This is a genomic window from Porphyrobacter sp. MBR-49 (assembly GCF_053628655.1).
Genome location: NZ_JBRJGU010000002.1, coordinates 188,160 through 211,069, shown reverse-complemented (window position 1 = coordinate 211,069; position 22,910 = coordinate 188,160). Strand labels below are relative to the sequence as shown.

The window sequence follows — 22,910 nt, the reverse complement described above, 5'->3', positions numbered from 1 at the left end:
GTTCAGCTCCTGTTGGCGGTTGTGGCAGGCAGGGGCGCACGCATCCGGTCTAGGATGGCGCTTACCTGCGGGCAGGCGGCAGTGGGATCGGGCGCAGCATCGGCGGTGAAGCGGACTTCCTCCTCCTCCCACTGCGCGTCCAATTCGGCGAGCGTTTCGGGGTCTTCGACCGGCGGCAACGCCTTGGCCGCCTCCTCGTTCATTTCGATCCCGGCAATGTCGCACAACAGGGCAAACACCGGCGCGTAATCCGATTGCTTCTCGGCCAGCCGCGCGGAAAGCGCGATCAGTACCACGCCGGGTTCCGCCAACGCATCGCGCGCGGCGGCGGGCGGCAGGGTTGAACAATAATCGAGGAACAGCGGCAGATAATCGGGCAGTTCGTTGCCTTCCGGCTCCAGCCCGGCATCAAGATAGCGCTGCCGCAGATCGACCATCGCCTGCCCCCGGTCGCGGCTTTCGCCGTGAACGTGCTCGAACAGGTGCAAGCTGTGCGCGCGGCCCCGGTCGAACAATTCGACGTAGGTTTCCTGCACATCATAGATGTCGGCGGTTCCGAGCCGGGTCAGCAGCGGTTCGAGCGCCGCCGCGCCGCCTGTAGGCAGCGCCGGATCAGCCGCCAATCGCTGGCGAATTTCGCCGATCACCGCTTGCAGATCACGCGAGGGATATTGCAGCAGCAGCGAGATGAGATGGAGCGACGTCATGACAGCACCTCCGATGGAGTCTGGAGCTTCTTGCGCGCCGGGGCACCGAACAAATTGGCATCGCTCGACCCGCCCGAACAGCCATTGCCGAACGAGAAACCGCACGAACCGCGTTCCTCGAACATGTCCTCGGCATCTTCGCGGTGGCCAGTGGGGATGACGAAGCGATCCTCGTAATCGGCCAGCGCCATCACCTTGTACATGTCCTCGATCTGCGCGCCGGTCAGGCCGACCGCTTCGGCGATGCTTTCATTATGCACGCCGTCGACCGTTTTGGCGCGCATGTAACCGCGCATCGCCAGCATCCGTTCAAGGCATAGCGCTACCGGCTCCTCGTCCCCCGCCGTCAGCAGGTTGGCGAGGTATTTGAGCGGGATGCGTAGCGACCGCACATCGGGCATATTGTTGTTGACCGAAATCTGCCCCGCGCTCGCCGCCGCATTGATCGGTGACAGCGGCGGCACATACCAGACCATCGGCAGCGTGCGATATTCGGGGTGGAGCGGGAAGGCGACCTTCCATTCCATCGCCATCTTGTAAACCGGTGAATGGCGCGCGGCTTCGAGCCAGTTTTCGGGCACGCCGTCTTTGCGCGCCTGCTCGATCACCGCCGGATCATGTGGATCAAGGAAGATATCGAGCTGCGCCTGATACAGATCCTCGACATTCTCGGCGCTCGCCGCTTCTTCGATGCGGTCGGCATCATACAGCATCACGCCGAGATAGCGGATGCGCCCGACGCAGGTTTCGCTGCACACGGTCGGCTGGCCAGCCTCGATGCGCGGATAGCAGAAGATGCACTTTTCGCTCTTGCCGCTTTTCCAGTTGTAGTAGATTTTCTTGTAAGGGCAGCCCGATACGCACATCCGCCAGCCCCGGCACGCCTCCTGATCAATCAGGACAATCCCGTCCTCCTCGCGCTTGTAGATCGCGCCCGATGGGCAGGCGGCCACGCAGGTGGGGTTGAGGCAGTGTTCGCACAGGCGCGGCAGATACATCATGAAGGTGTTTTCGAACTGGCCGTAAATCTCCTTCTGCACCCCTTCGAAATTGTAATCCTCCGACCGCTTGGAAAACTCGCCGCCCAGGATTTCTTCCCAGTTCGGGCCCCATTCGATCTTCTCCATCCGCTTGCCTGAAATCAGGCTGCGCGGGCGCGCGGTGGGGAAGGCCTTGCTCTCGCCCACCTTTTGCAAATGCGCGTAATCGAAGGTGAAGGGTTCGTAGTAATCGTCAATTTCAGGCAAGTCGGGGTTGGCGAAAATCTTCGCCAGCAACCGCCATTTGCCGCCCATTTTGGGCCGGATCGATCCGCCCGGCGTGCGCACCCAGCCGCCGTTCCAGCGTTTCTGGTTCTCCCAGTCCTTGGGATAGCCGATGCCCGGCTTGGTTTCGACATTGTTGAACCATGCGTATTCCATGCCTTCGCGGCTGGTCCATACGTTCTTGCAGGTGACCGAGCAGGTGTGGCACCCGATGCACTTATCAAGGTTCAAGACCTTGCCGATTTGCGCGCGGATTTTCATGCCACAGTCTCCCCTTCGGCCAAGGCCCCTTCGAGCCAGTCGACCTTCTGCAATTTGCGAACGATGACATATTCGTCGCGGTTGGAACCAACGGTGCCGTAATAGTTGAAGCCATAGGCCAGCTGCACGTAGCCGCCGATCATGTGGGTGGGTTTCAACACCGCGCGCGTCACCGAATTATGGATGCCGCCGCGCTGCCCGGTCAGCGGCGATCCGGGGACGTTCACGATCTTTTCCTGCGCGTGATACATGAACAGTGTGCCTTCCTTCATCCGCTGCGACACCACCACGCGGGCCACCAGCGCGCCATTGGAATTGAAGGTTTCCACCCAGTCATTATCGACCAGCTCGGCCTTGGCCGCGTCAACCTCGCTCATCCACACAATCGGCCCGCCGCGTGACAGGGTGAGCATCAACAGGTTGTCGGTATAGGTCGAATGGATGCCCCATTTCTGGTGCGGGGTGATGAAGTTCAGGATCACGTGCGGCGCGCCCTTGGCTTCATCCAGCATCGGTTTCACCGCCTTGGTGTCAATCGGCGGGCGATAGACGCAGAAGCCTTCGCCAAAGGCGCGCATCCACTTGTGATCCTGATACAACTGCTGGCGCCCGGTCAGCGTGCGCCAGGGGATCAACTCGTGGACGTTGGTGTAACCCGCGTTGTAGCAGACATGCTCGCTTTCGATGCCCGACCATGTGGGTGACGAGATGATCTTCCTCGGCTGCGCCTGAATGTCGCGGAAGCGTATTTTCTCGTCTTCCTTGGGCCGCGCCAGATGGGTGTGATCAATCCCGGTTTTCTTGCCCAGATCGGCCCATGCCTTGACCGCAACCTCGCCATTGGTTTCGGGCGCAAGCATCAGGATCACCTCGGCCGCGTCAATCGCGGTTTCGATCTGCGGCTGGCCCTTGCCCACGCCATCATTCAGCACCGCTCCGTTGAGCGCGCGCAGGTTGGCGACCTCGTGATCGGTGTTCCAGCCGATCCCCTTGCCGCCATTGCCAAGCTTTTCCATCAGCGGGCCAAGCGCGGTGAATTTCTGGTAGAGTTCAGCATAGTTGCGCTCAACCAAGGCAACATTGGCCATGGTCACGCCGGGGATCGGTTCGGTTTCACCCTTGCCCCAATCGGCCACATCATAGGGCTGGGCGATTTCATTGGGGCTGTCATGCTGGATCGGGGTCAGCACCAGATCCTGTTCAACCCCCAGCACTTCGGGCGCGATGTCGGAAAATGCCTTGGCGATGCCCTTGTAAATGTCCCAGTCGCTGCGCGATTCCCACACCGGATCGACCGCGGCCGACAGCGGGTGGATGAAGGGGTGCATGTCCGACGTGTTAAGATCGTCCTTTTCATACCAGCTCGCGGTCGGCAGGACGATGTCGGAATAGACGCAGGTGGTCGACATCCGGAAATCGAGTGTCACCAGCAGGTCAAGCTTCCCCTTGGGCGCATCATCGTGCCATTTCACATCCTTGGGTTTCTGCGCGCCGGTTTCGCCCAGATCTTTGCCCTGCACGCCGTGTGCGGTGCCGAGCAGGTGTTTGAGGAAATATTCGTGCCCCTTGCCCGACGAGCCGAGCAGGTTTGACCGCCACACGAACATGTTGCGCGGCCAGTTGGCCGGATCATCCGGGTCGAAACACGACATTTCCAGATCGCCCGCCTTGAGCGCCTGCGCCACATAATCCTTGGGTGCCATGCCGCTGGCCTTGGCCGCCTTGCCCACTTCCAGCGGATTGGTTTTCAATTGCGGCGCGGATGGCAGCCAGCCCATCCGTTCAGCCCGCGCGTTATAATCGATCAGGCTGGCGTCCCAATCGCCATCGGGCGCGGTTGGGGACAGGATTTCCTCCACCCCCAGCGTTTCATAGCGCCATTGATCGGTGTGGGCGTAGAAGAAGCTGGTCGAATTCATCTGGCGCGGCGGGCGGTTCCAATCGAGCGCGAAGGCCAGCGGCAGCCACCCGGTTTGCGGGCGCAGTTTTTCCTGACCGACATAATGCGACCAGCCGCCGCCCGATTGACCCACACAGCCGCACATCACCAACAGGTTGATGATGCCGCGATAATTCATGTCCATGTGGTACCAGTGGTTTAGCCCGGCCCCCAGGATCACCATCGATTTGCCCTTGGTCACTTCGGCATTGGTGGCAAATTCGCGTGCGGCGGTGATGATGTGATCGGCGGGAACACCGCAGATTTTCTCTGCCCAGGCGGGGGTATAGGGCACCATGTCACCATAATCGCGCGCCACATGATCGCCGCCCAATCCTCGGTCGAGCCCGTAATTGGCGCAAAACAGATCGAACACGGTGGCAACGAATGCCTGCCCGTTTTTGAGCTGCATTTGACGCGCCGACACTCGGCGTTTCAGCACGCTGGGATGATCGGTCCCTTCGAAATGGTCATGTTCACGATTGCCGAAATAGGGGAAGGCAACCTCGACCACTTCGTCATGGTGGCCATCAAGGATGGTGGTCAGCCGTAGGCGGGTATCATTGCCGCGCCCGTCCCTTTCCTGAAGGTTCCACTTGCCGTCTTCACCCCAACGGAAGCCCGCCGAACCGGACGGCACCACCACTTCATCGGTGTTTTCGTCAATCGCAACGGTCTTCCAGTCGGGATTGTTGCTCTCGCCCAGATCGTCAAGGAAATCGGCGGCGCGCAGCAGGCGTTCGGGCACCAGCGCGCCGTCTTTTTCCACCAGCCGCACCAGCATCGGCATATCGGAATATTTGCGGCAGTAATCCTCGAAATATTCCGCCTGCCGGTCGAGGTGATATTCGCGCAGGATCACATGGCCCATCGCCATCGCCAACGCGGCATCGGTGCCCTGCTTGGGATTGAGCCAGAGATCGGCGAATTTGGTCGCTTCGGCATAGTCGGGGCTGACCACCGCGACCTTGGTCCCGCGATAGCGTGCCTCTGTCATGAAGTGGGCGTCGGGCGTGCGCGTTTGCGGCACGTTCGATCCCCACAGCATCAGGAAGCCGGCATTATACCAGTCGGCGCTTTCGGGGACGTCGGTCTGTTCACCCCAGGTTTGCGGGCTGGCGGGTGGCAGATCGCAATACCAGTCGTAAAAGCTCATGCAGGTGCCGCCGAGCAGCGACAGGTAACGTGATCCCGCCGCGTAGCTGACCATCGACATCGCCGGGATGGGGCTGAACCCGATCACCCGGTCGGGGCCGTAAGTCTTGGCGGTATAGGCATTGGCCGCCGCGATGATTTCGTTCACCTCGTCCCAGGTCGAGCGCACGAAGCCGCCATGCCCGCGGATCGCGGTGTAGCTTTTGCGCTTGGCCGGATCCTCGACAATCGATGCCCACGCGGCCACCGGAGTGCGCATCACGCGCGCTTCGCGCCACAGCTTAAGCAGGCGCGAACGCACCATCGGATATTTGAGCCGCTGGGCGGAATAAATATACCAGCTGTAGCTCGCGCCGCGCGGGCAGCCGCGCGGTTCGTGGTTTGGCAGATCGGGCCGCGTGCGCGGGTAATCGGTCTGCTGCGTTTCCCAGGTGATGATCCCGCCTTTGACGTAGATCTTCCAGCTGCACGATCCGGTGCAGTTCACCCCGTGGGTGGAGCGCACGATCTTGTCGTGCTGCCAGCGCGCGCGATAGCCATCTTCCCAATCGCGGTTCTGATTGGTGGTGACGCCGTGCCCGTCGGCAAAGCCTTGTTTCGGCTGGCGGAAAAAGGTCAGGCGGTCGAGCAGCTGGCTCATGCTTGGGCTCCTTTCAGGGGTGCATTATGGGGCGCTGGCACTGGCGTGCGGCCACGCTCGATATCGTGGAGCAGGCCGCCCCGGCGGGTGTAGGCCCACCACGTCAGCGCGGCGCAGCTGGCGTAGAAGATCAGGAAGCCCCACAGCGCCGCCATCGGCGTTCCGGTGGCAGCAATCGCGCTGCCGAAGCTTTTGGGGATGAAGAAGGCCCCATAGGCAGCGATGGCCGAGGTGAAGCCGACAATCGCGGCGGATTCCTTTTCCGCCTGCCGCCTTTGGGCCTCGGCACCCAATTCGGGCATCAGCCGGGGCACTTCGACCCGCATGATCGCCGGGATCATCTGGAAGGTCGAGGCATTGCCCACCCCGGTCATGAAGAACATAAAGATGAACATGCCGAGGAAGCCCCACCAACTGCCCGCCTGAAGGAACCAGATCACCCCCAGCACGCCCAGCATCATCGCCACGAACACCCAGAAGGTGACGCGCGCGCCGCCCCAGCGATCGGACACCCAGCCGGTGGCCGCGCGGCTCAATGCGCCAACCAGCGGGCCCAGGAACACGAATTTGAGCACGTCGACATCGGGAAATTCCTGCTTGGCGAGCAGTGGCAGACCGGCGGAAAAGCCGATGAAGCTGCCGAAGGTGCCAGTGTAGAGCCAGCACATCAGCCAATTGTGCTTGCGCTGGAAGATCACCGACTGTTCGGCAAAACTGGCCTTGGCATCGGCAATGTCATGCATCCCGAACCACGCCAGCAGCGTGCTGGCGATGATGAACGGCACCCAGATGAAGCCCGCGTTCTGGAGCCACAACTGGCCGCCGTCTGCCGTCTGCTGCGGTGCGCCGCCCAGCGCGCCGAACACGCCTGCCACAATCACCAGCGGCACCGCGAACTGCATCACTGACACGCCGAGATTGCCCAGCCCGGCGTTCAGCGCCAGCGCATTGCCCTTCTGCGCCTTGGGGAAAAAGAAGCTGATGTTCGACATCGACGAGGCGAAATTGCCCCCGCCAAACCCGCACAGCAGCGCCAGCACCAGAAAGATGACATAGGGCGTATCGGGGTTCTGCACCGCATAACCGATCCCGAATGCGGGGATCAGCAAGGATGCTGTGCTCATCGTGGTCCACAGCCGCCCGCCGAAGATCGGCACCATGAAGCTGTAGAAAATGCGCAAGGTCGCGCCCGACAGGCCGGGTAGCGCGGCCAGCCAGAACAACTGATCGGTGGTATAGGCAAAGCCGATCGATGGCAGCTTGGCCACCACCATCGACCACACCATCCACACCGAAAAGGCCAGCAGCAGCGCGGGGATCGAGATATACAGATTGCGCCGCGCGATGCGTTCGCCGGTGTTTTCCCAGAAATCCGGGTCTTCCGGCTGCCATTCGGCCAGAACCTTGCTGGGCTGCGCAGCGGCGTGTTTGATTTCGTCGTGGATTCCGGCCATTTCGGGGAACTGCGGAAGGCTGCGGCTATCAATCCCGCTGGCCTTCTGTTCCATCTGCCGGATCGCCAGATGCATCCATATGAAAGCCACCGCCACCAGCGCAAACAGCACCATGAAGCAGCTGGTCCAGATACCGGTAAGATCGCTGACCGCACCGAACACGATTGGCAGAATAAACCCGCCCAGCCCGCCGACCAGACCGACAAGCCCGCCGACCGATCCGACATTCTGCGGGTAATAAACCGGAATATGCTTATACACCGCCGCCTTGCCCAGCGACATGAAGAAGCCGAGCACGAACACCGTAATCACGAACGGCACCAGGCTCATCGAGGTGGAAAAAGTGATCGGCCCACGGATGCCTTCGATCACATAATGCGTCGCCGGATAGGACAGCATGAACAGGCAGACCAGCGACACGCCAAAGGTGGCATACATGATCTTTCGCGCGCCATACTTGTCAGACAATATCCCGCCATAAGCGCGGAACACACTGGCCGAGAGTGAGAAGCTGGCCGCCAGCATCCCGGCGGTCTTGATATCGACCTCATACAGATCGACGATGTAATGCGGCAGCCACAGCGCCAATGCCACGAACGCACCGAAGACGAAGAAATAATACAGCGAGAACCGCCAGACCTGTTCATTTTTCAGCGGTTCAAGCTGTTCGATCAGGCCGCGCGCTTTAGCCCCGCTGATTTTGCGCGCGGCAAATTCCGGATCATCCTTGGCGAACAGGTAGAACACAACCGCCACCACCGCGAGCACCGCGGCCCAGACCTGCGCTACGCCCTGCCAGCCAACGGCAACCATCAGCCACGGCGCGAGAAACTTGGTCACTGCTGCGCCAACATTGCCCATCCCGAAGAAACCCAGCGCCGCGCCTTGGCGTTCCTGCGGGTAGAATTTCGAGACGTATGCGACGCCGACGGCAAACCCGCCCCCAGCCAGACCAAGGCCGAGCGCAGCGAGCAGCATCACATAGTAATTATCGGCATAGGACAGCAGAAACGTCGACGCCGCTGATGCCAGCATGGTCAGCGGAAACACGATCCGCCCGCCCCGCTGATCGGTCCACACCCCCAGCAGCAGGCGAGTCAGCGATCCAGTCAGGATCGGGGTGCCGACCAGCAGGCCAAATTGGGTATCGTTCAGGCCCAGTTCGGCCTTGATCTCGATCCCGATGATCGCAAAAATCGTCCACACCGCGAAACAGATGGTGAAAGCGAAGGTGCTGAGACCCAGAGCGCGGTTCTGTTCCGCGCTGGTCACTTGGTCTTGTGGCGACATGGTAAGCTCCCGCTGGAGATGCGTTTACCAGTTCGCAATGCGCACGAGGCGGCACGCGCCTTGTTGATCAAGATCAAATGGGAGACCGCAAAAGACGCAAAATTGATTTGGCCTGATATGACAGCTAGCCTGACCCAACTTACATCAAGTGGTTGCTTGATATGCATCAATCCGGCAGCTAGAATAGTTGCCTAAGCACCGGGGGTGATGACTTTCATGCGAATCGGCGAAAAGCCAGAAATTGCCCGCCTGCCGCTGTTCCGCGATATGGACGACGCCATGCGCGAACGGGTCTTGTCGGGATCATTCCTGCAGGTTTTCCCGCCGCAACTGACGCTGTTCGAGATCGGGCAGCGCGCCGATTTTCTGCACGTGCTGGTTGACGGTCTGGTCGAACTCTACGCCGCCGGAGACGTGCGCGATACGACCATGCGGATCGTTGAGCCAGTGACCAGCTACATCCTTGCCGCCGTCATTAACGACATGCCCTATCTGATGTCGGCCCGCACGCTGGCCTCATCGCGCATCCTGCTGGTGCCAGCGGCGCTGATGCGAGAGGTGATCAAGCGGGACACGGCGTTGATGCAGGCCACCATGCACGAACTGGCGTTGGGATACCGCGACATGGTGCGCGCGCTCACGGACATGAAACTGCGCCAGTCGGCGGAGCGGCTTGGCCATTACCTGCTGGAACACAGCGCCCGCCACGGCGACAAGCAGGAATTTGAACTGAGCGGCGAAAAACGGGTGCTGGCATCGCTCCTGGGGATGACTCCGGAGAACCTGTCACGCGCCTTTGGCACGCTCAAGGCGCATGGCGTAGCGGCGCGCGGCGCGAAAATCCGGATCGAGGACCGCGCCGCATTATCGGCTTTTTCACGGCCCGATCCCGTTCCGCCTGACCAACGTTAGTGCCACCGATCATGAGCGCGCCGCCCGTCACCCGATTGAACGTCACCGCCGCAGAGGAACGGCAAATCCGCAATGCGGTGCGATCCGCTGATGTGCGCTTGCTTGCGCCAGGTTACCGCCTTGCAGAAGAAGCCGATGCCGACGCGTTGCTCGACCTGCTCAGCGATCCGCAAGTGTCCGATCCGATCTATGATCTGCCCCGGCCCTTCACCCGGGAAAGCATCAGGCAATGGATTGTCGATGCACGCGAGCGCCAGCATCGCGGAGAAGCGGTTCTGGCGGTTCTGGTTGACGAAACGGGCGCGATTCTGAGCTATTCCTATTTCAGCGTCTGGCCTGATCGTTCAGCCGCCGAAATCGGCGGGGCATTCCGCGCCGATGCGCAGAGCCAGGGCACCGGCAAGGCGGGTGCGGCGCGCAGTTTTGGCTGGATGTTCGATCACCTCGGCGTGCGGTTGATCGGACTGACTGCCGCGCTCGACAATCTGCGTTCGGCGCGGGTGATCGAGGCGGCCGGGTTCCGTTACATGGGCGAACGCGACAGCATTCGCCCGGATGGAACGGCGCGGCGATCACGCTATTGGGAACTGACGCGTGACGAATGGTCGCGGATGCACACTTGCACTAAAGCATGATGAGGCGGCACTCTTCGAACTTTGGCTCAAGAGGGTGAGCATCAGAATGTCAGTTGCAGCGACAGCCAGCCCTTGGTGGTGTCGGTGGCGAACAGATCGGCGTCGTAATGCGCGAATTTGCCCAGCAGCACGAGATTGGGCCGGATCGGATAGGACGCCAGCAGGTCTATCTCTTGCCCATAGGTGGCACTGGTAGCGGTCGCCGCGAAATCATGGATGATTGCCCGCAGCGCCAACCCCTTTAGTGTAGAGTCCGCGCCGAACCGGTAGCCAACTTCGCCGTATACATCGCGCAGGCCATCGGGCGGGGTGACCAGAAATTTGTCGGCCCAACCATTGAAGGCATGCAACGTCGCCAGCGGGGTTTGCAGGGCAACCGTCCCGCTTCCCTCAAGCCGCTCCCAGCCCACTTTTGCGGTGAACCCGCCGCGCGCAATCCCGGCCTCTCCCACCCAATAATCCAGTCCGAACGCCTGCGGGTTAGCGGCGTGATCGGTCTGGCGGGCATATTCACCAGTATAGAGCAGGCGGATGCCGTTCCCCACGCTGCGTTCGCCCGCCAACCGCACACCAATGGTCTGCGAATTGCTGGCCGGAGCAGCGGGAATATCCAGCCAATAGCCATAGCCTGTCAGCGTGCCGAACCCTTCAACGGCATAGGCCGCGCGCAGGCCGTGAATATCGGTGTCGTGCCAGATGCCCTGCGCCGAATCCGGGCCGAACACCCGGTTGACGCGCCAGGCATACAAGTAATCGATTTTCGCTTCTTTCACCGGCGCAGCGGTTAGCCGGACAGCATCAAGCGTCTGATCGTTCTGCCGCCAGCCGACCGATCCGACCCAGCGCTGGTTATCAAGATTGACCGCCTGTCGCCCGGCGCTGGCGGACAGTTCCTTGACCGGCTGCCACTTCACGATAGCTTGATTGAGCAGCACATCAGAAGGATCAGCGACCACCGGAAACGCCGTGCGTCCGTTGACCGTATCATTGAAATCGCGCGGGCCGATCCGGGCAATTGCCTCACCCTCCACCTGCGCGCTGAATCCATGCCATTCGCCCAGCCTGACCCCGGCCCTGATTCGCAGCGTCGATGCGGTGGCATCCTGCGGCAGACCATCCTGATCCACCAGTTCGAGCCGGTAGCGGATATCGGCATAGGGATCGAGTTTGAGCGTTGCGGGTGCGGTTTCGGGCGCGGGTTCGGCCACCGATGCAGATACCGATGCGGGCGGGGGCGCGTTCTGGGCATTGGCTACGGCAGGAACCGTCAGCAGCGTCAGCACGGCGAGCGATGCGAAAGGTGTGTGATCCATGCAGGCTCACATAGACCGACTGAGCGTCACGCAATTGATGTAAATCAAGGATTGCCAGATGCCATGCCCGGTTATTACGGCGCTTGCGCATTCCAAGCGCGTGATGCGGCGGTATCAGGCGCGGTCAGTGAACCATCACCACCCGCTGCGCTGCCGGGGCAAGGCCGGACATCGCATCGCGCGGTTCGACATTGCCAGCCTGCGCGGCCAACTGATCCAGATTATGCAGCACGATGCATGACCGCCCACGGGTGTCGATAATTCCGGCTTCCTTGAGCTCGGTGATCTGGCGGCTGACCGTTTCAATGGTCAGGCCCAAGCTTTCGCCCACGTCGCGGCGCGACATCGGCAATTTGATGCAGCCGGGCTCGTCATCGGGGCAATCCAGCCGCTCCGCCATGCCCAGCAGAAACCCCGCAACCCGTTCGCGCGCGGTCTTGCGGCCAAGGTTCACTGCCTTGTCACGGCAGCGGAACAGCGCGGTTTGCGAGCGTTCCAGCAGCGTGCGCATAATGCGCGGGCTGGCCGCAGCACGATCATAGAATGCGCGCGCCGGGAACAGGAACAGCGCGCTGTCGCGTAATCCGGTAATCACATGGCGGTGCAGCCCTTCTGCAGGGATCGAGAAGATGTCACCGCCGAAATGGAACGCCACGATCTGGTGCCGCCCGCGCGCCGCGAGCGCGCTCAATTTGGTCGCGCCACCGGTCAGGAATGCCAATGATGCCGCCGCAGGATCGGTTTCAACCGTCTCGCCGCGCATCACCGTGACCGGGGTGGCCAGTTCGCTGAGTTGCCGGGAGAGTTCCGCCCCGGACGGGATGCCGAACGTAGCGCTCAAAAATAGGCGGCAAGCGCCGGGACGGGACATGGCAACCTCAAACAGAATTATGGATGATCGGCTGCATCTGCGGGTTCGAACCGGCCTGCCTTGATAAAGATCAATGTAAGCGCTGCTCCCGACTGCTTACATCAGTGTCAGTAACTGGCGGAGCAGCACGGCCAATGCCTCAGATTACCTATGTCGAATATAATGGCACGGTCCACGACATCGCCAGCCCTGCAGGCATCAGCCTGATGGAAGCTGCGGCGATGCACAAGGTGCCGGGGATTGAGGGCGATTGCGGTGGGTTTTGCGCCTGCGGCACGTGCCATTGCTACCTTGATCCAGCCGACGCCCCCCGGCTTCCCGCGATGCACGATCTTGAACGCGCGACGCTCGATTTTGCGCATGATGTGAATGATCGCAGCCGGCTCGCCTGCCAGATTCCGGTGACCGCCGCGATGGACGGCATGATCGTGCGCCTGCCCGCCCGCCAATATTGAAACCGCAAGCATGGCCCGCCCGCGCTGCGCGCCTCAAGGGAGAGAACCATGGAAACTGTTACAAAAACCCCCGAAGCCAGCCCGCTGCCAAATTGGTTGAAGGGCCAGTCACCCGACGACATCTATCGCAGCCCGCTCGAAATTGCCTGGACGTTCGATTATCTGATGTCGGGCGACAAGATTGAAGACCTCTACCGCCGCGCCAAGCAGGATCAGTGGAACAGTGATGAACGCCTGCCGTGGGATCTGGCGGTCGATCCGTCCAAGCCGCTGATCAATGACGAACAGGACATCTATCACCGGATGCCGTTTTTCCAGAAGCTGTCAAAATCGCAGCAGGAACGCTTCACAGCCCATTCGACCGCGCAGTTGCTGTCGCAATTCCTGCACGGCGAACAGGGCGCGCTGATGACGGCGGCCTGCGTCACCCATTCGGTGCCCGATGCCACTGCCAAACTGTATGCCGCGACCCAGACGATGGACGAGGCGCGCCATGTCGAAGTGTTCGCGCGGTATTGCGACAAGGTGGCGATGGTTTATCCGATGTCGGGCTGGCTCAAACAGTTGATCGATGCCACGCTGAAGGCGGATCGTTACGAGAAGATCATGATCGGCATGAACATGATCGTCGAAGGGCTGGCGCTGGGCGCGTTCAACAACATGTATCGTTCGACCCAGTGCGAATTGCTCAAGCAATTAACCTTCAACGTGATGCGCGACGAATCGCGCCACGTCTCATTCGGCCATGCCTATCTGGCCCCGGTAATTGCCGGACTCGCCGAAGACGAGGTCGAGGATCTGGCCGATTTCGCGTTTGAAGCGGTCAGCATTCTTGCCTTTGCCGGGACTGCGGGGACGATTGCCAGCCGGATTGATCCCGGTTTCATGATGGTGCTGGAAAATTGCGAGATCGATGCGGATGATTTCTTCGCCGGGCTGCGTGAGGCCGAACAACTCGGCATCACCCGGCAATTGCCGCCGGGGCAGATCCACTCGCTTGAACACCTGATGCTGCCCGCGCTCGCCCGCGTCGGCTTGCTGACGCGGCGGGTTCGCGGGCGCTATGAAGAAGCCGGTATCCCGATTTCGGAAGACCCGCGCATTCTGCACGCGATGGAAGGCGGCCACCCGGTCGCCGCCTGAAGCTCCGTTCACTCCCGCCCCTCCCCAAGGGAGTGACCTTGCCGCCTTCCGGCCCCTTCGGCCGGGGGGCGGTTTTGTCTTGAGGCTGCGCGGGCGCACAGGAAAGCATTTTTTCGGGCCCACAGTCGGTCGATTGATGAATGTCAATCCATCGCCAATGTCGCCCCGTTAGAGAGGTTATTCACAAGATGATGTGGCTGGGGCCAGTCGGAGCCACAATATACTCGGGAGACCATAGATGAACGCAGTTGCCACACCTGTCGTCCGCATCGCCGCGATGCGCGGCTCACCTGCCGCCAGTAGCGGCATCGATTGCGGCGCAACCGTCGATGAATATGTTTCAGGGGCCGACTGGCGGATCAAGGCGAACGCCAATGTCGGCTATTCGCATGCGGGTCTGATCAGCAACGTCGCTGGCAAGGTGATTGCCAATTACTGGCTCGATCAAGTCTATGCCCCGGAAGAAGGCCTTGCCCACCGCCAAGGCGACCTCCACATCCACGATCTCGACAGCCTCACCGGCTATTGCGCGGGTTGGTCCTTGCGCGCCTTGCTCAATGACGGCTTCAACGGCGTGGCCGGGCGCGTGTCATCGCGCCCACCACGTCATTTCCGTGAAGCGCTGGGGCAAATGGCCAATTTCCTCGGCATTCTGCAATCCGAATGGGCCGGAGCGCAGGCGTTTTCCAGCTTCGACACCTACCTTGCGCCCTATGTGTTCCGTGACAATCTGTCCTTCGCCAAAATAAAGAAGGCGATCCGCCAGTTCGTCTACAACCTCAACGTTCCTGCGCGCTGGGGGCAATCGCCGTTCACCAACATCACGCTCGACATCACCGTGCCCGAGGATTTGCGCAATCTCTATCCGACCGCGCATGACCGCCATCTGTTTGCAGGGCTTGACGATGCCGCCCTGCTTGACCGCGCCCGCCAGCGCGATCTGGGGTTGCGCAGCCTGGAAGACCTGACTTTCGCCCATTTCGCGCCTGAGATGGAGCAGATCGTGATCGCCTATTACGAGATCATGACCGAGGGCGATGCCACCGGCCAGCCATTCACCTTCCCGATACCGACGGTCAACATCACCGAGGATTTCGATTGGGACAGCCGGGTCGCCAGCGCGATTTTTGATAATGCCGCCAAGGTCGGGTCCTCATACTTTCAGAACTTCATCGGGAGCCAATATATACGCGATCCGGCGAACGGCGAACGGCGCCCCAATCCGGACGCCTATGCGCCGGGCGCGGTGCGATCGATGTGCTGCCGCTTGCAACTCGACCTGCGCGAATTGCTCAAGCGCGGGAACGGGCTGTTCGGTTCGGCCGAGATGACCGGTTCGCTCGGAGTGGTTACGATCAATATGGCGGCGCTGGGTTACCGCTTCAAAGGCGACCTTGATGGCTTCACGGCCGAACTCGACCGGCTGATGGACATCGCCAGCTCCACGCTCGAGAAGAAGCGGATATTCGTCCAGAGCATGTATGATCGCGGGCTATATCCCTATACCGCGCGATACCTGCCGTTCCTGCGCAATCACTTCTCGACCATCGGGGTGAACGGGATGAACGAAATGGTGCGGAATTTCACCGGCGATGCCCACGATCTGACCGCTCCGGAAGGGATAGAGATGGCGCTCGGCATCCTCGACCACATGCGCGCGCGGCTGGTTGGCTACCAGGCACGAACCGGCAATCTCTACAACCTCGAGGCCACTCCGGCAGAGGGGACGACGTATCGGTTCGCCAAGGAAGACCGCAAACGTTTCCCCGATATCCTGCAGGCAGGCAGCGGCGATAACATTTATTACACCAACAGCTCGCAAATCCCCGTCGATCACACCGAAGATCCGTTCGAGGCGCTGGAATTGCAAGATGATCTGCAGTGCAAATACACGGGCGGCACGGTGCTGCACCTCTATATGAGCGAGAAGCTGTCGAGTTCGGATGCGGCGCGCGGGTTCCTGCGCACCGTGCTGACCCGCTACCGTTTGCCCTATGTCACGCTCACCCCGGTATTCTCGGTGTGTGATACGCACGGCTATCTTGCGGGCGAGCAGCCCGACTGTCCAGAATGCGGCAACAGCACCAAGGTTTGGACGCGGGTCATGGGCTATTTCCGTCCGGTCGACAGCTTCAATAAGGGGAAGGTCGGAGAACACCGCCAGCGCCGTCACTTTACCGAAGATGCCGCGATGGTGGAGAACCTGTTTGACCGCGCTGGCTGATCGCGCCGGAACCGAACGAAGGCGGGCGCGCGTCGCAGCTCCGTTCCACGCGATCACGCCATTCACCCTCCTCGACTTTCCTGGGCGCAGCGCCTGCATCCTTTGGGTGGCGGGCTGCAACATGCGCTGCGGTTACTGCCATAATCCGGAGATTGTGTTCGGCAAGGGAACGCTTACCGGCGAGGACGCGCTGGCGTTTCTACGGCGGCGGCAAAGACTGCTGGAAGGCGTGGTGCTTTCAGGCGGAGAGGCGACGACGTGGCCTCAACTTGTCACGTTTGCCGCGCAGGTGAAAGCTTTGGGGTTTGCGGTAAAGCTTGATACCAACGGTTTGCGGCCCGACGTGGTCGCGCGATTGCTTGATCACAGGCAGATCGATTATGTTGCGCTCGACTACAAGGCGCCGTCTGCAAGCTTCGAGAAGGTTACCGGAACCCGGGCCTTCGTTCGGTTTGCGCGGACGCTCGATTTGCTGTGCGGACAGGATCGGGTGCCGTTTGAAGTGCGCACCACGGTGCACGACGCGTTGCTGAACGAAGATGAGGTGCTGGCTATCGCTAATGATCTGGCGCGGCGTGGCTATCGGGGAACGCTGGCGGTGCAGCAGGCCGTGGCTGACCCGGATCGCCCGCTGCTCGCCCCGCTCCCGCCGGTGCGGCGCAAGCTCGATACGGCGTGGCTGGCAAGTCGCTCTCCGATAAGGCTGGATTTCCGCTGAGCCATTTCAGGTCAGCAGATGAGGCCGAGGCCATTCATAGCGGCTTCTCCGAAACGGCATAGGCTTTCGGCGGACGCTGGCCAACTTGGTGCCTGTTCATCCCACCGCAAGCCAAACCGTGTATTCCTGTCGACGAACCGAGTTCATCAACGCACAGGAGACACAGGATGAGCGCCTATACTTTCCGTTCCTCGCGCCCTGACCACTGGGTCAGCCCGCGTCCTACCCGCGATCCGGCGCGTCTGTCGGCGATCCACGGCCCGCTGCGGCCGATGCAGCAGCCCGGTCTGCTTGCACGGCTGTTCGCGCTGAACTGACGCGCGCCCAAGCAATCTTGCAATTGCCACGCGCCGCCCGTATAGACGGCGCGTCTTTTCTGACATTGGTAGCATATCCAGCCCCTCCGGTGACCTTGTCCCGGGCGGCGCGGCCCCCTACCTGAAAGCCGTTGGGAATGACGCCGGAATTCACGCGAAGGGATACGAGGCTTTATGGCCGAGCAGAAAAATAGTGCCGAACCCAAGGCCGAAGAAAAAAAGCGCAAGACCTCACCTGGCGAATTCGTCAATCAGGTGCGCGCCGAAGGCAGCAAGATCGTGTGGCCGACTCGTGAAGAGACGGTGCGCACTTCGATCTTCGTGTTCATCTTCATGCTGATCCTCGCGCTGTTCTTCCTCGCTATCGACAGCGCGTTCGGCGCGATTGTGCGCGGCGCGATCGGCCTGCTGCAATAAGGCCCCGGCCAGTTCATTCTGCCCGTCAGACCCACTCTCAAGGACATTTCATGGCTCGCTGGTATATCATTCACGCCCATTCCGGTTTCGAAAACAAGGTGCGTGACGCAATCATTTCCGAAGCCGGACGGCTTGGCCTTTCCGAAGGCGTTGAGGATATTCAGGTTCCCACCGAAACCGTGACCGAGGTGAAGCGCGGCAAAAAGGTGCAGGTCGAACGCAAGTTCATGCCCGGCTATGTGCTGGCCAAGCTGAACATGACCGATGATGTCTATCACCTGGTCAAGAACACCCCCAAGGTCACCGGCTTTCTGGGTTCGGGCACCAAGCCGCAGCCGATTTCCGAACGCGAAGCCGCGCGCTATTTCGGCGGCGTGGCCGAAGCCAAGGCAACCCCCAAGCACGAAATCAGCGTCGATTACGAAATCGGCGATTCGGTCAAAGTGCTCGACGGCCCGTTTGCCAGCTTCAACGGGATCGTCGAAGAACTCGATTTCGACAAGGCCAAGGTCAAGGTTTCCGTGTCGATCTTCGGCCGCGCGACCCCGGTGGAACTCGATTTCGAGCACGTCGAACTGGCGAAGTAGCCCTCGGCCTTTTGGGGCCTGTTTCAATCATTGGCCTGTGGCCGACCATGTATTGTATGCAGACTGCGCCACTTATGCGGCTGCGGTTCGCGCGGCGATTTCGGGTGAAATTTTATGTTTACAGGCCTTTGGCAAGGCGTCATGCTCTCGTTCGGCCAATCGTCGAAACCTGTGGGGGGGGGCGACAAAATAACGGAGGATGGCGGGCGTGAAAGGGACGATACTCGGATATAATCAAGCGGAGAACAAGGGCGCGATTTCCCATTCCGAGGGTGCGCGGATTGATTTCCACCTCGAAAGCTGGAGAGGCGATCGTGCCCCCGCAGCCGGGATGGTCGTCGATTTTGAGATTGTCGACGGCGTGGCAAGCGATATTTACCCGATTGCCCAAGGCCCCGCGCACCTCCCCGGCGCGCAGCAAGGCGGGCAGGATACCGCGCTGCTGCTGGGCATCTTCGCGCTTGTTTCATTGGCGGTTGGCTACCTCACCTCGTGGATGGGGATTGGGTTCCTTTTTTTTCTGATTTCCGCAGGGCTGGGCCTTGCCGCAATCATCACCGGAAAGGATCAGGAGCGACGCACGGGCTATACGCTGGGCATGATCAATTGCGGCTGCCTTGTAGTCGGTACGGTGTTGGGCTTGGTGATCTTCATGATCTGGGGCGCCGCCATAATGGCAAATTTGTAACAGCGGCTGCGGCACTCCATCTTCGGGCACGGCCTGTCCGCTAAACGAGAGCGCCGTCGCGCCGAATGGCTCTAGTTCCCGCTCAAGCCTGTTGCCTTTTGCGCGGTGCACCATTAATGGCGCCCCTTCCCGCAAGGGATTCGTGTGGAAGGCGGGAATTCCCGCTGTTTGACCACTTAACATGAGAACACGATTTGCCGCGCCGATTGTGCGGTGGTTCGACAGTGTGAAAGGAACGGCCCCATGGCCAAGAAAATTGAAGGCTATATCAAGCTGCAGGTGCCCGCGGGCTCTGCCACCCCGTCGCCGCCGATCGGCCCGGCGCTGGGTCAGCGCGGCGTGAACATCATGGAATTCTGCAAGGCGTTCAATGCCTCGACGCAGGAAATGGAAAAGGGAATGCCGATCCCGACCGTGATCACGGTCTATGCGGATCGTTCATTCACCTTCATCACCAAGACCCCGCCCGCATCGTTCTTCCTCAAGAAGGCGGCTAAGCTCAAGTCGGGTTCGAAGGAGCCGGGCAAGATTTCGGCCGGAACCATCACCAACTCGCAGATCAAGGAAATCGCGGAAGCCAAGATGGCTGACCTCAACGCGAATGACATTGATCAGGCGATGAAGATCATCGCCGGCAGCGCCCGTTCGATGGGCCTTGAAGTGGTGGAGGGCTGAACCGATGACCAAGATTTCCAAAAAAGCCAAAGTGCTGGCCTCGCTCGACCGCGAAAAGCTTTACAGCGTTGACGAAGCACTGAGCGTGCTGCGCCAGTACAAGACCAAGTTCGACGAAACCGTTGAAGTCGCCATGAACCTCGGAGTTGATCCGCGTCACGCCGATCAGATGGTGCGCGGCATGGTGTCGCTGCCTTCGGGCACCGGCAAGGACGTGAAGGTGGCCGTGTTCGCGCGCGGCGACAACGCCGAAAAGGCGCTGGCGGCTGGTGCTGACAAGGTCGGCGCTGAAGACCTGATGGAAGATATGCTGGCGGGCAACCTCGATTACGACCGCGTGATCGCTTCGCCCGACATGATGGCGGTGGTTGGCCGTCTGGGCAAGACGCTCGGCCCCAAGGGGCTGATGCCGAACCCCAAGCTGGGCACCGTCACCCCCAACGTCGCGCAGGCGGTCAAGGACGCCAAGGGCGGCCAGGTCGAATACCGCGTCGAAAAGCAGGGCATCATCCATTCGGGCATCGGCAAGCTGAGCTTCTCCGACGACGCGCTGAAGGCCAACTTCAAGGCGCTGACCGAAGCGGTGGTGAAGTCCAAGCCTTCGGGTGCCAAGGGCAAATATGTGCGCAAGGTCACCGTGACCTCGAGCATGGGCCCGGGCCTCAAGGTTGACCTTTCGGAAGTCGAAGGGGCGTAATTTGTGGGGCGAAGCCGCACCAGCGGCTTCGTTTCCTCGCTCACGCGACCTGACGGTCGCATCGCTGCGGGCAGCCGGTCGGCCTTGCGAGCCCTGTGGGCTCGTTGGGCGGCAATCGCCTAACAATAATGGGGTCGGGGGCTGTGTGCTTCCGGCCCCTTTGTTTCCCGTATCAACCCTTTGGATCAGGCCTGCGCGTCAGATTCCGCCGGGGGTGCAAGCGTAACCGCCCGCCGTCAGCCCTTCGATCAGGCTGTCGCAGCAGGTCTTGAGAGCGTCTGCGCTGGTTGATCGCACCACGAAATTGGCACCCACCCGGCCTTCACGGAAAAACGGGTAGGATCCGATCTGGCAGGCCTCGTGCGCGGCTTCGGTGCGGCGCAACAGGTCGGCGACTTCGCTTTCGGCAATCCAGCAGCCGATGGTTTCGGTGAGCAGCGGCGCGCCGCCTTCCAGCTCGCCCGTCAGCGCGTCGAGCATTCCCGCCGTGATATGCGGCACGCCCGCCATCAGGAACAGGTTGCCGCGCCGGATGCCGGGCGCGCCGGACATGCGGTTGGGGATCAAGTCGGAACCCTCAGGCACGCGCGCCATGCGCAGCCGACCTTCATTAAGCCCGCCGCGGGTTTCATAATAACGTTCGAGCAGCGCGCGCGCTTCGGGGTGAACCACCACCGGCACGCCCAATGCGGCGGCGACCGCATCGACGGTGATGTCATCATGCGTCGGGCCAATGCCGCCGGTGGTGAACAGGTAATCATAGGCGGCGCGAAGATCGTTCACTGCGGCCACGATCCGGCTTTCGACATCCGGCACCACCCGCACTTCGGCCAAGCGGATGCCCTGCACCTGGAGCCAGCTGGCCACCTGCGCGATGTTCTTGTCATGCGTGCGGCCGGAAAGGATTTCATCACCGATAACGACAAGTCCGGCGGTCCAGATTTTTTCAGGAGAGGTCATGGCCAAAGATTAGGGGAGAATGACAACAATCAAAAGAGATTCGTCGCCATCTCCCCTGACTTATTCCGCTGCCTCAAGCTGCTCGCCAGCCGATTGAGCATTCGCTCCCGCTCGCGTGAAGGTCAGGATGCCATCGGTCAGCGGATCGCGCTTCATCCGCTTGCGATCCAGCAGATATTCCTGATTGAGCCGCCACGGATAGGACACCGAATTGCGCGGCATGATGTGTTTGCCGCGCTGGATATATCCGCTTGAAAAATCGAACACGTCATCTTCGACAATCGCGACTTCGCCTTCGGGGGTGAGCGCCGGGACGGCGATAGTCGCGCCGGTCTTGCGCATATGTTCCAGCACCCGGCAGACAAAATCGGAATTGATATCTGCGCGCAAAGTCCAGCTGGCGTTCAAATATCCGAACACCACCGCAAGGTTGGGCAGGTTCGAGAACATGCAGCCCTTGTAATAGAACCGCTGGTTGAATTCGACCGCTTCGCCATCGACAGAAATCGCGATCTTGCCCGCCACCGCCAGTTTCAGCCCGGTTGCCGTCACCACGATATCGGCGGGCAGGAACTGCCCATCGGTCAGCCGCACACCGCCCTTTTCGAAACTGGCGATATGGCCGGTGACGACGCTGGCCTTGCCCGCATTCATCGCATCGAAAAGATCCTGATCGGGCACCAGACAAAGCCGCTGTTCCCACGGATTATACGGCGGGGTGAAGCTGGCCTTGTCGTAATCCGGGCCGAGCGCTTCTTCGATCTTTGTGTAGAGCGCGTCTTTCACCTTCTGCGGCTTGTCGCGCGCCATCTTGAACGCATAATCCTGCATCCGGATGTTCTTGAAACGGGTGATTCGGTAGGCGAGGTTTTCGGGTAGAATCTTGCGTAGGAAATTGGCGATCGCATCCTTTGCCGGGCGGGAGAACATCCACGTCGGCGTGCGTTGCAGCATGGTGACGTGCGCGGCATCTTTCGCCATTGATGGCACGATTGTCACCGCAGTTGCGCCCGATCCGATCACCACCACGCGTTTGCCCGCGTAATCGAGGTCTTCGGGCCAGAATTGCGGGTGGATCACCTGACCTTCAAATTCGCCGAAATCGAAGCCCGGATCGTAAGGCTCGTCATAATCGTAATAGCCTGATCCGAGATACAGGAAATTAGCGGTCATGCGGGTGCGCGATCCGTCGGTCAGTTCAATCTCGACATGCCAGCGCGCTTCGTCGTGGCGGAAATCGGCACTGATCACCTTGTGGCCGAGACGCATATGCTGGCGGATGCCGCGCTCATCGACGATATGGTCGAGGTAATCGAGGATCGCTGGCGCATCGGCGATCGATTTTTCATGCCGCCACGGTTCGAAATCGAAGCCCAGCGTGTGCATATCGCTATCCGAACGGATGCCGGGATAGCGGAACAGATCCCACGTGCCGCCCAGATTATCGCGCCGGTCGACGATGGCGTAGGTGTGATGCGGGGCCTTTGATTCCATATGCGCGGCCATGCCGATCCCGGAAATCCCGGCACCAACGATCAGCACGTCGAAATCTGGTGGTGTTGCAAGCATGACAGGCCCTCTCTCCCT

The 22,910-nt window shown here is 60.8% G+C and carries 20 protein-coding genes; 12 read left to right on the top strand and 8 right to left on the bottom strand.

The genetic code is table 11. The features are described 5' to 3' along the window. Window positions 1-2: 2 nt before the first annotated feature. From narJ to ACSSV3_RS03180, 4 genes are read right to left on the bottom strand one after another with little or no spacing between them, the layout of a single operon-like run. Window positions 3-707 (bottom strand): nitrate reductase molybdenum cofactor assembly chaperone, encoded by a 705-nt coding sequence (narJ, locus tag ACSSV3_RS03195; protein WP_354323682.1) that lies wholly within the window; start codon window positions 705-707, stop codon window positions 3-5. Continuing rightward, entirely contained in the window at window positions 704-2,233 is a 1,530-nt protein-coding gene (narH, locus tag ACSSV3_RS03190; protein WP_354323681.1) for a nitrate reductase subunit beta, read from the bottom strand. Before narH ends, narJ begins: the two co-directional genes overlap by 4 nt. Beyond that, window positions 2,230-5,967 (bottom strand): nitrate reductase subunit alpha, encoded by a 3,738-nt coding sequence (locus ACSSV3_RS03185; RefSeq protein ID WP_354323679.1) that lies wholly within the window; start codon window positions 5,965-5,967, stop codon window positions 2,230-2,232. The genes narH and ACSSV3_RS03185 overlap by 4 nt, the downstream gene beginning before the upstream one ends. After that, window positions 5,964-8,711: a nitrate/nitrite transporter gene (locus ACSSV3_RS03180; protein ID WP_354323678.1), complete on the bottom strand. Its 2,748-nt coding sequence runs from the start codon at window positions 8,709-8,711 to the stop codon at window positions 5,964-5,966. Before ACSSV3_RS03180 ends, ACSSV3_RS03185 begins: the two co-directional genes overlap by 4 nt. Window positions 8,712-8,918: 207 nt before the next feature. On the opposite strand from ACSSV3_RS03180, the gene ACSSV3_RS03175 reads away from it, so the two are divergent. Both ACSSV3_RS03175 and ACSSV3_RS03170 read left to right on the top strand, forming a co-directional pair. Next, on the top strand, window positions 8,919-9,623 hold the full coding sequence (locus tag ACSSV3_RS03175) for a helix-turn-helix domain-containing protein (protein WP_354323677.1): 705 nt from the start codon (window positions 8,919-8,921) through the stop codon (window positions 9,621-9,623). Between the two features lie 11 nt (window positions 9,624-9,634). Beyond that, complete coding sequence (locus tag ACSSV3_RS03170; protein ID WP_354323676.1) at window positions 9,635-10,258, top strand: GNAT family N-acetyltransferase; 624 nt, start codon at window positions 9,635-9,637, stop codon at window positions 10,256-10,258. A gap of 41 nt (window positions 10,259-10,299) precedes the next feature. Here the strand turns inward: ACSSV3_RS03170 and ACSSV3_RS03165 are convergent, their stop codons facing one another. Beyond that, a complete protein-coding gene (locus ACSSV3_RS03165; RefSeq protein ID WP_354323675.1) occupies window positions 10,300-11,571 on the bottom strand; it encodes an alginate export family protein in 1,272 nt (423 codons plus the stop codon). 124 nt (window positions 11,572-11,695) lie between these two features. Next, window positions 11,696-12,412: a helix-turn-helix domain-containing protein gene (locus ACSSV3_RS03160; RefSeq protein ID WP_354323673.1), complete on the bottom strand. Its 717-nt coding sequence runs from the start codon at window positions 12,410-12,412 to the stop codon at window positions 11,696-11,698. 164 nt (window positions 12,413-12,576) lie between these two features. Between ACSSV3_RS03160 and ACSSV3_RS03155 the strand changes: the two genes are divergently transcribed. The 10 genes from ACSSV3_RS03155 (at window position 12,577) to rplA (ending at window position 20,363) form a co-directional block, all read left to right on the top strand. After that, complete coding sequence (locus tag ACSSV3_RS03155) at window positions 12,577-12,897, top strand: 2Fe-2S iron-sulfur cluster-binding protein (RefSeq protein ID WP_354323672.1); 321 nt, start codon at window positions 12,577-12,579, stop codon at window positions 12,895-12,897. A 48-nt stretch (window positions 12,898-12,945) separates the two neighbouring features. After that, window positions 12,946-14,040 carry a ferritin-like domain-containing protein gene (locus ACSSV3_RS03150; RefSeq protein WP_354323670.1) on the top strand — a complete coding sequence of 365 codons (1,095 nt, stop codon included), beginning with the start codon at window positions 12,946-12,948 and terminating at the stop codon, window positions 14,038-14,040. Window positions 14,041-14,278: 238 nt separating this feature from the next. Next, a complete protein-coding gene (locus tag ACSSV3_RS03145; protein WP_354323668.1) occupies window positions 14,279-16,264 on the top strand; it encodes a ribonucleoside triphosphate reductase in 1,986 nt (661 codons plus the stop codon). Continuing rightward, window positions 16,248-16,982, top strand: a complete 735-nt coding sequence (locus ACSSV3_RS03140; RefSeq protein ID WP_354323666.1) for an anaerobic ribonucleoside-triphosphate reductase activating protein — start codon at window positions 16,248-16,250, stop codon at window positions 16,980-16,982. Before ACSSV3_RS03145 ends, ACSSV3_RS03140 begins: the two co-directional genes overlap by 17 nt. A gap of 167 nt (window positions 16,983-17,149) precedes the next feature. Further along, entirely contained in the window at window positions 17,150-17,299 is a 150-nt protein-coding gene (locus ACSSV3_RS03135) for a hypothetical protein (protein WP_354323665.1), read from the top strand. 174 nt (window positions 17,300-17,473) lie between these two features. Beyond that, entirely contained in the window at window positions 17,474-17,716 is a 243-nt protein-coding gene (gene secE, locus ACSSV3_RS03130; RefSeq protein WP_354323663.1) for a preprotein translocase subunit SecE, read from the top strand. Window positions 17,717-17,766: 50 nt separating this feature from the next. Then, window positions 17,767-18,303 (top strand): transcription termination/antitermination protein NusG, encoded by a 537-nt coding sequence (nusG, locus tag ACSSV3_RS03125; RefSeq protein ID WP_354323662.1) that lies wholly within the window; start codon window positions 17,767-17,769, stop codon window positions 18,301-18,303. Between the two features lie 208 nt (window positions 18,304-18,511). Beyond that, entirely contained in the window at window positions 18,512-18,991 is a 480-nt protein-coding gene (locus ACSSV3_RS03120; protein ID WP_354323660.1) for a hypothetical protein, read from the top strand. 243 nt (window positions 18,992-19,234) lie between these two features. Beyond that, a complete protein-coding gene (gene rplK / locus ACSSV3_RS03115; protein ID WP_354323659.1) occupies window positions 19,235-19,666 on the top strand; it encodes a 50S ribosomal protein L11 in 432 nt (143 codons plus the stop codon). Window positions 19,667-19,670: 4 nt separating this feature from the next. Further along, window positions 19,671-20,363, top strand: a complete 693-nt coding sequence (rplA, locus tag ACSSV3_RS03110; RefSeq protein WP_354323657.1) for a 50S ribosomal protein L1 — start codon at window positions 19,671-19,673, stop codon at window positions 20,361-20,363. A 198-nt stretch (window positions 20,364-20,561) separates the two neighbouring features. Here rplA and ACSSV3_RS03105 read toward each other — a convergent pair whose 3' ends face one another. Further along, on the bottom strand, window positions 20,562-21,323 hold the full coding sequence (locus ACSSV3_RS03105; RefSeq protein WP_354323655.1) for a competence/damage-inducible protein A: 762 nt from the start codon (window positions 21,321-21,323) through the stop codon (window positions 20,562-20,564). A gap of 60 nt (window positions 21,324-21,383) precedes the next feature. Further along, entirely contained in the window at window positions 21,384-22,892 is a 1,509-nt protein-coding gene (locus tag ACSSV3_RS03100) for a flavin-containing monooxygenase (protein WP_354323654.1), read from the bottom strand. Window positions 22,893-22,910: the final 18 nt, after the last annotated feature.

What these genes read in the sequence shown, in the direction of transcription:
- narJ (WP_354323682.1), bottom strand. Translation starts at nt 707, where the DNA reads ATGACGTCGCTCCATCTCATCTCGCTGCTGCTGCAATATCCCTCGCGT.
- narH (WP_354323681.1), bottom strand. Translation starts at nt 2,233, where the DNA reads ATGAAAATCCGCGCGCAAATCGGCAAGGTCTTGAACCTTGATAAGTGC.
- ACSSV3_RS03185 (WP_354323679.1), bottom strand. Translation starts at nt 5,967, where the DNA reads ATGAGCCAGCTGCTCGACCGCCTGACCTTTTTCCGCCAGCCGAAACAA.
- ACSSV3_RS03180 (WP_354323678.1), bottom strand. Translation starts at nt 8,711, where the DNA reads ATGTCGCCACAAGACCAAGTGACCAGCGCGGAACAGAACCGCGCTCTG.
- ACSSV3_RS03175 (WP_354323677.1), top strand. Translation starts at nt 8,919, where the DNA reads ATGACTTTCATGCGAATCGGCGAAAAGCCAGAAATTGCCCGCCTGCCG.
- ACSSV3_RS03170 (WP_354323676.1), top strand. Translation starts at nt 9,635, where the DNA reads ATGAGCGCGCCGCCCGTCACCCGATTGAACGTCACCGCCGCAGAGGAA.
- ACSSV3_RS03165 (WP_354323675.1), bottom strand. Translation starts at nt 11,571, where the DNA reads ATGGATCACACACCTTTCGCATCGCTCGCCGTGCTGACGCTGCTGACG.
- ACSSV3_RS03155 (WP_354323672.1), top strand. Translation starts at nt 12,577, where the DNA reads ATGCCTCAGATTACCTATGTCGAATATAATGGCACGGTCCACGACATC.
- ACSSV3_RS03150 (WP_354323670.1), top strand. Translation starts at nt 12,946, where the DNA reads ATGGAAACTGTTACAAAAACCCCCGAAGCCAGCCCGCTGCCAAATTGG.
- ACSSV3_RS03145 (WP_354323668.1), top strand. Translation starts at nt 14,279, where the DNA reads ATGAACGCAGTTGCCACACCTGTCGTCCGCATCGCCGCGATGCGCGGC.
- ACSSV3_RS03135 (WP_354323665.1), top strand. Translation starts at nt 17,150, where the DNA reads ATGAGCGCCTATACTTTCCGTTCCTCGCGCCCTGACCACTGGGTCAGC.
- secE (WP_354323663.1), top strand. Translation starts at nt 17,474, where the DNA reads ATGGCCGAGCAGAAAAATAGTGCCGAACCCAAGGCCGAAGAAAAAAAG.
- nusG (WP_354323662.1), top strand. Translation starts at nt 17,767, where the DNA reads ATGGCTCGCTGGTATATCATTCACGCCCATTCCGGTTTCGAAAACAAG.
- rplK (WP_354323659.1), top strand. Translation starts at nt 19,235, where the DNA reads ATGGCCAAGAAAATTGAAGGCTATATCAAGCTGCAGGTGCCCGCGGGC.
- rplA (WP_354323657.1), top strand. Translation starts at nt 19,671, where the DNA reads ATGACCAAGATTTCCAAAAAAGCCAAAGTGCTGGCCTCGCTCGACCGC.
- ACSSV3_RS03105 (WP_354323655.1), bottom strand. Translation starts at nt 21,323, where the DNA reads ATGACCTCTCCTGAAAAAATCTGGACCGCCGGACTTGTCGTTATCGGT.
- ACSSV3_RS03100 (WP_354323654.1), bottom strand. Translation starts at nt 22,892, where the DNA reads ATGCTTGCAACACCACCAGATTTCGACGTGCTGATCGTTGGTGCCGGG.